At 60.1% G+C, this 13,450-nt stretch carries 12 protein-coding genes; 10 read left to right on the top strand and 2 right to left on the bottom strand.

Annotated elements, in window-relative coordinates:
• Positions 1-50: 50 nt before the first annotated feature.
• Genes AC07OE_RS05460 through AC07OE_RS05450 form a run of 3 tightly spaced genes read left to right on the top strand, consistent with a single transcriptional unit; the run spans position 51 to position 1,834 of the window.
• Positions 51-677: an FMN-dependent NADH-azoreductase gene (locus AC07OE_RS05460; RefSeq protein WP_495069543.1), complete on the top strand. Its 627-nt coding sequence runs from the start codon at positions 51-53 to the stop codon at positions 675-677.
• Positions 678-708: 31 nt separating this feature from the next.
• Complete coding sequence (locus tag AC07OE_RS05455) at positions 709-1,020, top strand: YciI family protein (protein ID WP_495069542.1); 312 nt, start codon at positions 709-711, stop codon at positions 1,018-1,020.
• A 13-nt stretch (positions 1,021-1,033) separates the two neighbouring features.
• Positions 1,034-1,834, top strand: a complete 801-nt coding sequence (locus AC07OE_RS05450; RefSeq protein WP_495069541.1) for an alpha/beta fold hydrolase — start codon at positions 1,034-1,036, stop codon at positions 1,832-1,834.
• Between the two features lie 16 nt (positions 1,835-1,850).
• Here the strand turns inward: AC07OE_RS05450 and AC07OE_RS05445 are convergent, their stop codons facing one another.
• Together AC07OE_RS05445 and AC07OE_RS05440 are read right to left on the bottom strand one after the other, a co-directional pair.
• Positions 1,851-2,921, bottom strand: coding sequence for a YncE family protein (locus tag AC07OE_RS05445; protein ID WP_495069540.1), 1,071 nt, complete (start codon positions 2,919-2,921; stop codon positions 1,851-1,853).
• Between the two features lie 266 nt (positions 2,922-3,187).
• Positions 3,188-3,859 carry a GntR family transcriptional regulator gene (locus tag AC07OE_RS05440; RefSeq protein WP_495069539.1) on the bottom strand — a complete coding sequence of 224 codons (672 nt, stop codon included), beginning with the start codon at positions 3,857-3,859 and terminating at the stop codon, positions 3,188-3,190.
• Between the two features lie 165 nt (positions 3,860-4,024).
• On the opposite strand from AC07OE_RS05440, the gene scpA reads away from it, so the two are divergent.
• From scpA to AC07OE_RS05405, 7 genes are all read left to right on the top strand, one after another.
• Positions 4,025-6,196 (top strand): methylmalonyl-CoA mutase, encoded by a 2,172-nt coding sequence (scpA, locus tag AC07OE_RS05435; protein WP_495069538.1) that lies wholly within the window; start codon positions 4,025-4,027, stop codon positions 6,194-6,196.
• Entirely contained in the window at positions 6,193-7,218 is a 1,026-nt protein-coding gene (meaB, locus tag AC07OE_RS05430) for a methylmalonyl Co-A mutase-associated GTPase MeaB (RefSeq protein ID WP_495069537.1), read from the top strand. The genes scpA and meaB overlap by 4 nt, the downstream gene beginning before the upstream one ends.
• Positions 7,219-7,255: 37 nt before the next feature.
• Positions 7,256-8,788 carry an acyl-CoA carboxylase subunit beta gene (locus AC07OE_RS05425; protein ID WP_495069536.1) on the top strand — a complete coding sequence of 511 codons (1,533 nt, stop codon included), beginning with the start codon at positions 7,256-7,258 and terminating at the stop codon, positions 8,786-8,788.
• A gap of 11 nt (positions 8,789-8,799) precedes the next feature.
• Complete coding sequence (locus AC07OE_RS05420) at positions 8,800-9,705, top strand: alpha/beta fold hydrolase (protein WP_495069535.1); 906 nt, start codon at positions 8,800-8,802, stop codon at positions 9,703-9,705.
• On the top strand, positions 9,698-9,988 hold the full coding sequence (locus tag AC07OE_RS05415) for a helix-hairpin-helix domain-containing protein (RefSeq protein WP_495069534.1): 291 nt from the start codon (positions 9,698-9,700) through the stop codon (positions 9,986-9,988). Before AC07OE_RS05420 ends, AC07OE_RS05415 begins: the two co-directional genes overlap by 8 nt.
• Positions 9,989-9,998: 10 nt before the next feature.
• The gene (locus AC07OE_RS05410; protein ID WP_495069533.1) at positions 9,999-12,050 is read left to right on the top strand and encodes an acetyl-CoA carboxylase biotin carboxylase subunit; all 2,052 of its coding nucleotides are present in this window, start codon (positions 9,999-10,001) and stop codon (positions 12,048-12,050) included.
• A 38-nt stretch (positions 12,051-12,088) separates the two neighbouring features.
• A partial coding sequence (locus AC07OE_RS05405; RefSeq protein ID WP_495069532.1) for an SIR2 family protein occupies positions 12,089-13,450 on the top strand: 1,362 nt, incomplete at its 3' end.

Genomic DNA, 13,450 nt, shown 5'->3' with positions numbered 1-13,450 from the left:
AAATTCTCTGTTCGTCGATTCTCGGGACATCACAACTTCTGAGCATCACCATGCAAATTCTTCACATCGATTCCAGCATCCTGACTGACGCTTCCGCATCTCGGTTGCTGAGCGCAGACATAGTCAAAGCGGTTCGCGGCGAACGCCCGAACGCCACGGTGGTCTATCGCGATGTCGTCGCTGACCCTATCGCTCATTTGGATGGCCCTATTGCCGCTGGCTTTCGACCCATTCACAGCGAAAAGCCCCAATCCAGCGTGGCGGAGGAACATACCCGCTCACAAGCGCTTGTCGCCGAGTTGATGGCCAGCGACCTGATCGTCATTGGGGCGCCCATGTACAACTTCTCCATCGCAAGCCAGCTCAAAGCCTGGATCGACCGCGTGGTGCAACCCGGAAAAACCTTTCACTACACCGACAAAGGTCCGGTTGGCTTGGCTGGCGGAAGGCGTGTGATCGTCGCCTCCACGCGCGGAGGCCTCTATTCCGCAGGGTCCGCAGCCGTGATGGATTTTCAGGAGAGCTACCTGAAAGTTGTCTTCGGATTCATGGGCATTACAGACGTGACGTTCGTGCGTGCAGAGAACCTGTCCCGTGGTGCCGAGGCCAAGTCGCTGTCCATGCAGGCTGCGCACGCATCGGTAGCTGATGTTGTGCGCCAGGCTCTCTCCATCTGATTTTTCAACCACTTACCGAACGGAGAGACCCATGCTGTACCTTGTTACTCTGACTTACATCCGCCCTATTGAGGAAGTGAATGCGCACCTGGATACGCACCGCGACTGGCTGATCACCCATACACGAAGCGGTCATATCCTGGTTGCTGGCCCGCTGGAAGACCGAACCGGTGGGTTCCTGTTGGCGCGCGCCGGCAGCCGCAATGAACTGGACCGCATGCTCGCGCTGGATTTCTTTGCGGTGCAAAGTTTGGTGGAGCACCAGGTTCGGGGCTTCGACGGAGCGTTGCGCGCACCGGCATTCCCAGCCGACTGGGCACCCAGTGCCAAAGCAATTGCATGAGGCCGAAGGTGCTATGTCCAATACATCTCACTTCTGGCGCAGCTTGGGTTGCGTCATGGCATTGATCGCCAGTGTTGCGTGGGCGTCCGGTGCCGCCGCCGCTACGCAACCATCCAAGCCGCCAGAGCCTCCAATACGCAACATCGTGCTGGTTCATGGTGCCTTTGCTGACGGGTCCAGTTGGTGGCCCGTGATCAAAATCTTGCAGCACAAGGGCTACCACGTGACGGCGGTGCAGAGCCCGCTGACGTCGCTGTCCGATGATGTTGCCGCCACGCGGCGTGTCCTTGAAAGACAGCAGGGGGATGTGATCCTTGTCGGACATTCCTGGGCTGGAGCCGTTGTGACAGAAGCGGGTCACGCTGACAATGTGCGTGGGCTTGTGTATCTGTCTGCACTGGTGCCTGACGCTGGCGAGTCTGTGGGTGGCATGCTGAGCCGTCTGGCGGCTCCCATGGAAGGGCTGACGCCCGACAAAGACGGGTTTGTCTGGTTGGACGATCCGCTGGCGTATCGGCAGGTCATGGCGGCCGATGTTTCCCTGCCCAGGGCACGGCTGCTGGCGGCCAGCCAGCAGCCGATATCGGTGCGCACCTTTGCTGACAAGGTAACGGTAGCTGCTTGGCAAAGCAAACCCAGTTGGTACCTCGTGACGGAGGAGGACAAGGCCCTCCCGCCGCACGTTCAACGTGCGCTAGCCCAGCACATCGGGGCGAAAACCGTCACGCTAAAGTCCAGCCACATGTCGTTGATCAGCCACCCTGCGGCAGTAGCTTCCCTGATTGTGCAGGCTGCGCGTTCTGCCGGAAGGTAGACCCCAAAGGGCTGGCTTACTTGCTGTAAGTCAAAACAAAGAAGCGGTCAGGGAAGAAGGTGTTGGCGTAGTACGGCGACACACTGGTAGTGATCTTCTTGGCGTAGTCGGCACTGCCTTCGGCAGCGATGGCATACACCTTCTTGGTCTTGGGATGCAAAGCGAAAGTGCGAACTCCCGCTTGCGTTCCCAGTGCTTCCAAGGGCTTGTAGGTGTCTGCATTGACCTGCTCAAAAATGTTCATGACGGCATTGACGCCATTGGCCAGGAACACGCGCTTCAACTCGGGGTCGTAGGCCACGTCGTCGTTACCGCCACCAATTTCTGCGGTGTAAATGATGGCGCCGGTGGTCGCATTCATCACGGCAAATGAGGGCTTGGTCGTGGCATTGCCACGGCAGCCCAGGAAGATGCGACCATTGGCGGCATCCAGCGCCAGACCGTTGGTGGCGGCACAGCCGGGGGTGGGCCACTTAGCAGTCACGGTCAGATCCTTGGTATTGATGCGGTACACCATGTTCTCGTCACGCGAGGCCAAGTAGAAGTTACCCTTGCCATCGGCTTCGGCGTGTTCAGGCTTTTTGGTCGAAACTTTGACAGAACCAACCTTCTGCATGGAAGGCAACTGCAATACGATCAATTCGGTGCCATCTGCTTCAGAACCCATGTTCACAATCACCCGCTGGGTGGCGGGGTCGTAATGCGCCGAGTCCAGTTCCTCACCCAGCTTGATGTCGGGCATGGCTTCCAGCGTGGACAGCTTGAACGGCGACAACGTACCGTTTTCGTTGAACGACAGTCCCAGATCAAATTCGGGGATGATGGTTGCGCCATTGGAGCTGTTGGCGGGTGTATTGCCGATGGTCTTGATCACCTTGCCCGTGGCAATGTCATACACCTGTAGCCCCAGGCCGCGACGTCCGATAAACAGATGGTTAGTGGCAACGTCCAGGCTGACGTAGTCATACGCGCCATTTTTTCCTGGAATGGCAGTGGAGTTTTCCAGCTTCCAGCCGTCAAGGGCGTGGGCGGTGAGGGTAGCAATCGCCAGGCTGGCGGCGGCGATATGGTGGGGTTTGAACGACATGGGGTCTCCTGTTGGCTGAAGGGATGGATCTTGATCCGCCACCATCAAATCACTTTTAGGATCCGCAGCCTAGTCGTAGTTTCCACATTCTTGAGGGCCCCGGTTGGCACCCAATGGCCGTTTTGGGGCGACCAGTGATCAACGCATTAACGCGCCATAGCCGCTGTAAGCCCGGCCCCGTCGTGACAGTCGACGCGATCGGTACTCGGCAGGCTAAGACTTGCGGTCAGGTAACGGACACTGGCAGTCGGGCTCAGCGTCCCGAACTACTCCGCCGCCTCCAAGCCATTCGCAAAATGCTCCCGCACCCGCAGCACCGTCAGCGCTGCGTCGCGCGCGGCCAGTGCTTCCATGATGGCGCGGTGCTCGGCCAGCGACTCTTCAATACGCCCGGTCTTGAGCAGCGAGTTGTGGCGGTTCAGCTTCATCACCTTGCGCAGGTCGGCCACCATCTGGTCGCGCCAGCGGTTGTTGGCAATCTGCAGCAGGCGCATGTGGAACTGTTCGTTCAGCGCAAAGAATTGGTCGGTATTGGCCTTGCCGGGCTTGGCGGCAGTCTCCAGCGCCTTGTGCAGGGCCTGCAGTTCTTTCAGTTCCGCGTCGGTGGCCTGGGTGGCCACCACGCCGGCAGCATCGCTCTCCAGCAGGCTGAGCAGGTGGTACACGTCGGACAGGTCCTGCTGCGACACCTCGGTCACATAGGCGCCACGGCGCACCTTCATGGTCACCAGGCCTTCGGTGGCCAGCACCTTCAGCGCCTCGCGCAGCGGCGTGCGGCTGATGCCGAATTCCTCCGCAATCTTGAGTTCGTCAATCCAGCTACCCGGCTCCAGCTCGCGCTTGAAGATGCGCTGGCGCAGCAGCTCGGCCACTTCCTCGTACAGAGGGCGGGGGGCCAGCGAGACGGCGGGGCGGTTGTCAGACATCAAGGTGGGCATGCAGGTGGAGAGGCCAGTTCAAAAAAGTTGGGAGATTGTAAGCTGCAACCAATATTTTGAATCAATAATTATGAATAATGTAAACTTGCTTCCACCCAAACGCTGCCGGGATTACCCTCCCGTTTCTACCTTGGGGGAGCCCATGAACGACCTGCGGACCACGCCATGACTGACCAGAACCCTGAATTCAAAACCGCCACGCTGGAGCAGTGGGCCAAGGCCGCAGCCAAGTCGGCCCCTGGCGGCAATGTGGACGCGCTGAACTGGATCACACCCGACGGCATCGCGGTCAAACCCCTTTACACGGCTGCTGACACGGCCGGCCTGTTGCACGCCGACACGCTGCCGGGCTTTGAGCCCTACCTGCGCGGCCCGCAGGCAACGATGTACGCGGTGCGCCCCTGGACGATCCGCCAGTACGCAGGTTTTTCGACGGCCGAGGAGAGCAATGCCTTCTACAGAAAGGCACTGGCGGCAGGTGGTCAGGGCGTGAGCGTGGCTTTCGACCTGGCCACCCACCGTGGCTATGACTCCGACCACCCGCGCGTGACGGGCGACGTGGGCAAGGCCGGTGTGGCGATTGATTCAGTCGAGGACATGAAGATCCTGTTCGATCAGATTCCGCTGGACAAGGTATCGGTCTCGATGACGATGAACGGCGCGGTGCTGCCGGTTTTGGCGGGCTATGTGGTGGCGGCCGAAGAGCAGGGCGTGGCACAAGACCAGCTCTCGGGGACGATTCAGAACGACATTCTGAAAGAGTTCATGGTGCGCAACACCTACATCTACCCGCCCGCGCCCAGCATGCGCATCATCGGCGACATCATTGGCTACACGGCCAAAAACATGCCCAAGTTCAACTCGATCAGCATCTCGGGTTACCACATGCAGGAGGCGGGGGCCAACCAGGCGCTGGAGCTGGCCTTCACGCTGGCCGACGGCAAGGAGTATGTGAAGACCGCCATTGCCACCGGGCTGGACGTAGACGACTTTGCCGGGCGCCTGTCGTTCTTCTGGGCGATTGGCATGAACTTCTATCTGGAAGTGGCCAAGATGCGCGCCGCGCGCCTGCTGTGGTGCCGCATCATGAAGGGCTTTGACGCCAAGAACCCCAAGAGCCTGATGCTGCGCACGCATTGCCAGACCAGCGGCTGGAGCCTGACCGAGCAAGACCCCTACAACAACGTAGTGCGCACGACCATCGAGGCGATGGCCGCGGTGTTTGGCGGCACGCAGAGCCTGCACACCAACAGCTTTGACGAAGCCATCGCGCTGCCCACCGAGTTCAGCGCGCGCATCGCCCGCAACACCCAGCTCATCATCCAGGAAGAGACCCACATCACCAACGTGATCGACCCGTGGGCGGGCAGCTACATGATGGAGAAGCTGACGCAAGACATGGCCGACGCGGCGTGGACCATCATTGAAGAAGTGGAAGCCATGGGCGGCATGACCAAGGCCGTGGACAGCGGCTGGGCCAAGCTGAAGATCGAAGCTGCCGCCGCCGAGAAGCAGGCCCGCATCGACAGCGGGCAGGACGTGATCGTCGGCGTCAACAAGTACAAACTCAAGACCGAAGATACCATCGAGGCGCGCGACATCGACAACGTCGCGGTGCGCGACGGGCAGATTGCCCGCCTTAAGGAAATCAAGTCAAAACGTGATGCAGCCCTCGTGGATACTGCGCTGGCTGCTATCACTTCTGCAGCAGAGGCGAATACCGGCAACCTGCTGGACATGAGCATCAAGGCGATCCGTCTGCGCGCTACGGTGGGCGAAGTAAGCGACGCTTTGGAGAAAGCCTTTGGCCGCCACCGCGCGGATACCAACAAGGTCTCGGGCGTGTACGCTGCGGCTTACGATTCGGCAAACGGAGACACCATGGAATACTGGAACGCCCTGAAGGCCGACATTGCAGGTTTCGCCGAAAAGCAGGGCCGCCGTCCGCGCGTGATGATCAGCAAGCTGGGCCAGGACGGCCACGACCGCGGCGCCAAGGTGGTAGCCACCGCGTTTGCCGACCTGGGCTTTGACGTGGACATGGGACCTCTGTTCCAGACCCCCGAAGAATGCGCCCGCCAGGCGATTGAAAACGACGTGCACGCGGTCGGCGTATCGACCCTCGCCGCAGGCCACAAAACGCTGGTGCCCGCCATCATTGCCGAACTGAAAAAGCAGGGCGCCGACGACATCATCGTCTTCGTCGGCGGCGTGATTCCGCGGCAAGACTACGACTTCTTGTATGCCGCGGGCGTCAAAGGCATCTACGGGCCGGGCACGCCGATTCCGGTGTCTGCGCGGGATGTGTTGAGCCAAATCGAAAAGGCCCTCGGGTGACCCCTGATGCCGTGCAGGCCGGTTTGCTGGGGGGAGAGTCCCCCTTGCAGCGCCGTGCCATCGCCAAAGCCATTACGCTGCTGGAGTCCACGCGCGCGGATCACCGCGCCCAGGGCGATGCGCTACTGACGGCGTTACTGCCACATACCGGCAAGTCCCTGCGCCTGGGCATCAGCGGTGTGCCGGGCGTGGGCAAATCCACCTTTATCGAGGCGCTGGGCCTGTACCTGATCGAGCACGGCCACCGCGTGGCGGTGCTCACCATCGATCCGTCTTCCAGTGTGTCTGGTGGCTCCATCCTGGGTGACAAGACGCGCATGGAAAAGCTCTCCATGCACGAGAAAGCTTTTATCCGCCCCAGCCCTTCCAGCGGAACGCTGGGTGGCGTGGCCGAGAAAACGCGCGAGGCCATGCTGGTCTGCGAGGCGGCGGGTTACGACATCGTGATTGTGGAGACCGTGGGCGTGGGCCAGAGCGAGACAGCGGTGCAGGGCATGACCGACATGTTTGTACTGATGCAACTGCCCAATGCGGGCGATGACTTGCAGGCGATCAAGAAGGGTGTGATGGAGCTGGCGGACCTCGTGGTCATCAACAAGGCCGACATTGACGCCGATGCAGCCACGCGCGCGCAAGCCATGATCACGTCGAGCTTGCGCTTGCTGGGCATGCATGGCAACCCGAACGATCCGCACGATGCCAAGCACTGGAATCCCAAAGTCATGAGCCTCAGCGCATTGCACGGCACGGGCGTGGACAGCTTCTGGGCCGCGGTGTCCGAATTCAAAACCCTGCAAACGACCAACGGCCAGTTCCAGGTACGTCGTCAGCACCAATCGCTGGCATGGATGTGGGAGCGCATTGACGCGGGGCTCAAGCACGCGTTCAAGCACAACCCGGCCGTGCGCGAAGCCCTGCCCCGGCTGACGGCAGCGGTGCAGGCGGGGGAGCTTGCGGCCAGCACTGCAGCACGAAATCTGCTTGCAGCCATCGAATCCATTGCGCCAGCAGCTCCTAAATAAATAGCAATCAGAACGTTTCAGACGAGAAGGATTTCCCATGCAAGCCATTCTTGAACAACTCGAAGCCAAGCGCGAACTCGCGCGCCAGGGTGGTGGTGAAAAACGCATTGCCGCGCAGCACAAAAAAGGCAAATTGACTGCGCGTGAGCGGCTAGAGATCCTGCTGGACGAGGGCACGTTTGAAGAGTGGGACATGTTTGTCGAACACCGCTGTGTGGACTTCGGCATGCAGGACCAGAAGATCCCCGGCGACGGCGTGGTCACCGGCTACGGCATGATCAATGGCCGCTTGGTCTTTGTGTTCAGCCAGGACTTCACGGTGTTTGGCGGCGCACTGTCGGAGGCGCATGCCGAGAAGATTTGCAAGGTGATGGACCAGGCGATGAAGGTCGGCGCACCGGTGATTGGCCTGAACGATTCGGGCGGCGCGCGGATTCAGGAAGGCGTGGCGTCTCTGGGCGGCTATGCCGACGTGTTCCAGCGCAACGTGATGGCCAGCGGCGTGATTCCGCAGATCAGCATGATCATGGGCCCCTCGGCTGGTGGTGCGGTGTACAGCCCTGCCATGACCGACTTCATCTTCATGGTGAAGGACAGCTCCTACATGTTCGTGACCGGCCCCGAAGTGGTGAAGACGGTGACGCACGAAGAAGTGACGGCCGAGGAGCTGGGCGGCGCACTCACCCACACGACCAAGAGCGGCGTGGCGGACCTGGCGTTTGAGAACGATGTGGAAGCGCTGCTGATGCTGCGCCGCCTCTACAACTACCTGCCGCTCTCCAACCGCGAGAAGGCCCCGGTGCGCAAGAGTGGCGACCCGATCGACCGCAAGGATCTGAGCCTGGACACCCTGGTGCCCGACAACCCCAACAAGCCCTACGACATGAAGGAGCTGATCGTCAAAACCGTGGACGATGGCGACTTCTTCGAGATCCAGCCCGAGTACGCCAAGAACATCATCATTGGCTTTGCGCGCATGGACGGCCAGACCATCGGCATCGTGGCCAACCAGCCGCTGGTGCTGGCAGGTTGCCTGGACATCAAGAGCTCCATCAAGGCCGCACGCTTTGTGCGCTTCTGCGATGCGTTCAACATCCCCGTGGTCACCTTTGTGGACGTGCCCGGCTTCATGCCCGGCACCTCGCAAGAGTACGGCGGCATCATCAAGCACGGCGCCAAGTTGCTGTATGCGTATGCCGAGTGCACCGTGCCCAAGATCACGGTGATTACCCGCAAGGCCTATGGTGGCGCGTATGACGTGATGGCCTCCAAGCACCTGCGCGGCGACGTGAACCTGGCCTGGCCCAATGCCGAGATCGCGGTGATGGGCGCCAAGGGCGCGGTGGAAATCATCTTCCGCGAAGACAAGGGTGACCCGGTCAAGCTGGCCGCCAAAGAAGCCGAATACAAGGCCCGCTTTGCCAACCCGTTTGTGGCCGGCGCACGTGGCTTTATCGACGACGTGATCCTCCCGCACGAAACCCGCAAGCGCATCTGCCGTTCGCTGGTGATGCTCAAGGACAAGAAGCTGGAAAACCCGTGGCGCAAGCACGGGAATATTCCACTCTGAGACACAAGACCATGGCGAGTTGGAGTACCTGGTTGGACGCATGGCTGAGTGCAGGCGCAGTGCGCCGCGCGCGCCTGGCGCCGCCTGCCGCCTTGCCGGTGCGCTGGGTGAACACCACGCAAGCAGCCATCCGTGTGTTCGATTCCGGGGGCGACAAGCCCTGCATCGTGCTGTCGCCCGACGGCCCCAATGTGATCGAACACTATGCGGAACTGATTGCGTTGTTGACGCCGCATTGCCGTGTGCTGTGCTTTGACATGCCGGGCTTCGGCTTCTCGGCGCCCGGCAGTACCTACGATCACAGCCTGCAGCGTGGCGCCAAGGCCATGCTGGAATTGATGGATCAGTTGGGTGTTGCCAGGGCCACGCTGGCGCTGAGCTGCGCCAATGGCTTCTACGCCATCCGCGTGGCGCAAATGGCGCCGCAGCGGGTGGAGCGCCTGGTGCTGTCGCAAACGCCATCGCTGCAAGCCATGCACCGCTGGACCGACCGCGTGGTGCCCAAGGTGCTGAAGCTGCCGCTGTTGGGCCAGTTGCTGAGCCGCGTGTTCCGCGAGAAGATGGCCAGCGCCTGGTACCGCATTGCACTGCCCAAAACGACGAATGCGGAGCCCTTCCAACGCGTGTCGCGCCACGCGTTGCGCTGCGGGGGCTGTTTCAGTCTGGCCGGAGTGGTGCAGGGCCTCTTGCGCGAGCCGGCTGATGCCACGCGTCTGCATGGCGTTCCCTGCACGGTGCTGTGGGGCACGCAAGACCGCTCACACAAATACACCGAGCCCCGCGCCATCCTGCACGATGTGCCGCATGCGCAGGTGGTGGTGCTGGAAGACTGCGGTCATTTCCCGGATCTGGAAGACCCGCAGCGGTTGGTGCAGACCCTGTTGCAAGGTCTGCCGGAGGTTTCTCGCCATGCCTAAAGCCACCAACGCCGCAGAGGCCCGCGTGCTGACCGACATCCCCAATATCGGCAAATCCATTGCCGGGGACCTGCGCGGCCTGGGCGTGAACACGCCTGCCGATGTGGCGGCCATGGACCCCATTGCCGCCTACGAGGCCTTGCGCACGCCCATGGGGCAGCGCCATGACCCTTGCGTTTTCGACACCTTTCTGGCCGCCAAAGATTTCATGAATGGCGGTCCGGCACTTCCCTGGTGGCACTTCACGCCGCTGCGCAAAGCACAAAAACTGATTCCCGAATAGGAGACTTCGAATGTTCACCAAAATCCTGATTGCCAACCGCGGCGAAATTGCCTGCCGTGTGATTGCCACCGCCAGAAAAATGGGCATCCAAACCGTGGCCGCGTATTCCGATGCGGACAAAGAAGCGCGCCACGTGGCGCTGGCCGACGAGGCAGTCCACATTGGACCCGCGCCCAGCCGCGAGAGCTATTTGCTGGCCGACAAGATCATTGCCGCCTGCAAGCAGACGGGCGCGCAGGCTGTACACCCCGGCTATGGCTTTCTGAGCGAGAACGCCGAGTTCTCCAAACGCTGCGAGGAAGAGGGCATTGTTTTCATCGGCCCCAAGCACTATTCGATTGGCGCCATGGGCGACAAGATCGAATCCAAGAAGCTGGCGGGCAAGGCGGGCGTGAACTGCATCCCTGGCGTTAACGACGCGATTGAAACCGCGGAGAAAGCGGTGGAGATTGCCAAAGGCATTGGCTACCCCGTGATGATCAAGGCATCGGCCGGCGGCGGCGGCAAGGGCTTGCGCGTGGCCTTCAATGACAAGGAAGCCCTGGAAGGTTTTACCTCCTGCCGCAACGAGGCCCGCAACAGCTTTGGCGACGACCGCGTTTTCATCGAGAAGTTTGTGGAGGAGCCGCGCCACATCGAGATCCAGCTGATTGGCGACAGCCACGGCAACGTGATTTACCTGAACGAGCGCGAATGCTCGATCCAGCGTCGCCACCAAAAAGTCATTGAAGAGGCGCCGAGCCCCTTCATCAGCGACGCCACGCGCAAGGCCATGGGCGAGCAGGCTGTGGCGCTGGCCAAAGCCGTGAAGTACCAAAGCGCGGGCACGGTGGAGTTTGTGGTCGGCAAGGACCAGAGCTTTTACTTTCTGGAAATGAACACGCGCTTGCAGGTTGAGCACCCGGTTACCGAGGCCATCACCGGCCTGGACCTGGTGGAGCTGATGATTCGCGTGGCGGCTGGTGAGAAGCTGCCGCTGGAACAAAAAGATGTGCAGCGCAATGGCTGGGCCATCGAGTGCCGCATCAACGCCGAAGACCCGTTCCGCAACTTTCTGCCCTCCACCGGCCGTTTGGTGCGCTTTGCGCCACCCGAGCAGACCATGTGGCAGGGCAACACAGACCACCTGCTCGGCGTGCGCGTGGATACCGGCGTGCAGGACGGCGGCGAGATCCCGATGTTCTACGACTCGATGATTGCCAAGCTCATCGTGCACGGCAAGGACCGCCATGACGCGATTGCCAAGATGCGCGAAGCGCTGAACGGTTTTGTGATCCGCGGCATCAGCAGCAACATTCCTTTCCAGGCAGCGCTGCTGGCCCACCCCAAGTTTGTGGCGGGGGATTTCAACACCGGCTTTATTGCCGAGAACTACGGCAAGGGTTTCCACGCCGAAGATGTGCCGCACGACGATGCGAATTTTCTGGTGGCCCTGGCAGCCTTTGTGCGCCGCAAATCGCGCGAACGCGCAGCCGGCATCAGTGGCCAGTTGCCGGGCTATGCGGTGAACGCAGGTAAGGACTACGTGGTGGTCACCCTGACCGCGGACGGCCAGAACGCTTACACCGCGGTGCACGTGGACGAGTTCGAGGGTGAAACCGGATCCGCCCGCGTGCTGGTGGGCGGCAGCGGCTACGTCATCCGCAGCAAGTCGCGCCTCAACGACATCGCGATCAACGGTACCGTGAATGGCAAGCCATTCACGGCGCAGATCGAGCGCGGCACCCCCAAGAATCCCTTGGCCCTGCGCGTGCAGCACGATGGCACCCGTATCGACGCGTTGGTGGTTTCCCCGCGCATGGCCGCGCTGCACCAGCTCATGCCGCACAAGGCTCCGCCGGACATGAGCCGCTACGTGCTCTCGCCCATGCCAGGCTTGCTGGTGGATGTGGCCGTAGTGCCTGGCCAGAAGGTGCAGGCCGGTGAACGTGTGGCTGTGATCGAGGCCATGAAGATGGAGAACGTGCTGTTTGCCGCCGCCGACGGCGTGGTGGGCAAGGTGCTGGCCGCCAAGGGTGAGAGCCTGAGCGTGGACCAGGCGATCGTGGAATTTGAAAGCTAGAGCCAGCGTACCTAGGTGTAACGCAGGGAGTAAAAAAGATGTCTGTTCAAAAAGTAAGTTACCGCAACCTAAAGGACGCTATCGGAGCGGTGAGGCAAGCCAACGGTGAATGCGTTGTGTTGATGGGGGCTGGTTGCTCCTTTAGTGCTGGCATTCCTTTGGCAGGCGCTTTGGTGGATGAAATTCGCAAGGAGTATCCAGAGGCATACGAACGTGCAAAGCTAGACGCCAAAGCACAAGGTCTTCCAAGCTACAACGAGTTGATGGAGCAGTTGTCGCTTTCTGAGCGTCAACGCTTGCTGAGTGGCTACATCGACCACGCGAAAATTAATTGGGCGCACTTAGCTCTGGCGCAGCTATTCGCCAATCAGAAGATAGATAGGGTTTTGACGGTCAACTTTGACCCATTGCTAATCAAGGCTTGTAGCTTGGTAAATTTTTTCCCTGCTATTTACGACTTGGCCAGTACCAACGAGTTTCGCTCTCATCGCGTAGCTCCTAAATCGCTTTTTTATTTGAATGGGCAGCACACTGGCTTTGTTATCTTGAATGCTGGCGATGAATTGCAGCGGCACAAAGAAAAGCTCCGTACCATTGTCAAAGAAACAGGTGTGAGGCGTACTTGGTTGGTAGTTGGATATAGCGGAGAGGCTGATCCGTTGCTAGATGTGTTGACCGAGTGTGAGTGCTTCGACGGTGATATGTATTGGCTCGGTCATGGCGTTGAACCATCTCCTCACTTGGTTCAGTCAGAGCTTTTTCGTCACGGGCGGCATGCTTTTTATGTAGGAGGGCAGGATGCGGACAAAAGCTTGACCGAAATAGCGCAAAAACTGGACAGCTTTCCTCCGGCGCTGTTAGTTAATCCAGAAAGACATCTACAAGCGGCAATTGAGCATATTAATTTCTCGACTGGCGGTGAGGCTGCGGCCAGTATGCGGAGCAGTTTTGAGGCAAAAGTACAAAGACTGATAGGTACCTCGTCTGAGCCACAAAGCGATAGCCATCTCAGACAAGCGGAAGAATGGTTGCTAAGTGGGCAGTACCAACAAGCGATTGATGCTTTGGCTGGAACGGAAGTAACGGAGCTCAAAGGCATGCTGGCGTGGGCATTTTTAATGCAAGGCAATGCGCTTGACGATGACGCGATGGAGCTGGCCAAGACGAACCTGATCGAAGCGCGCAAGCTTTGGGCCCAGGCAGGTGAAAAGTACGCACAGGCTCTGAGTGTCAAGGTGGACATGCACGAAGCTCTCTACAACTGGGGCAGTACGCTTAGCGCTGAAGCCAAGGAGCTGGCCAAGACAGACCTGACCGAAGCGCGCAAGATCTGGGCCCGCGCAGGTGAAAAGTATGCACAGGCCTTGGGCATCAAGGCGGATAAGCACGAAGCTGCCTAC

It is taken from the genome of Rhodoferax sp. GW821-FHT09E07 (assembly GCF_059416145.1).
The sequence above is the reverse complement of the archived record's forward strand: the minus strand, read 5'-3'. Positions and strand labels throughout refer to the sequence as shown.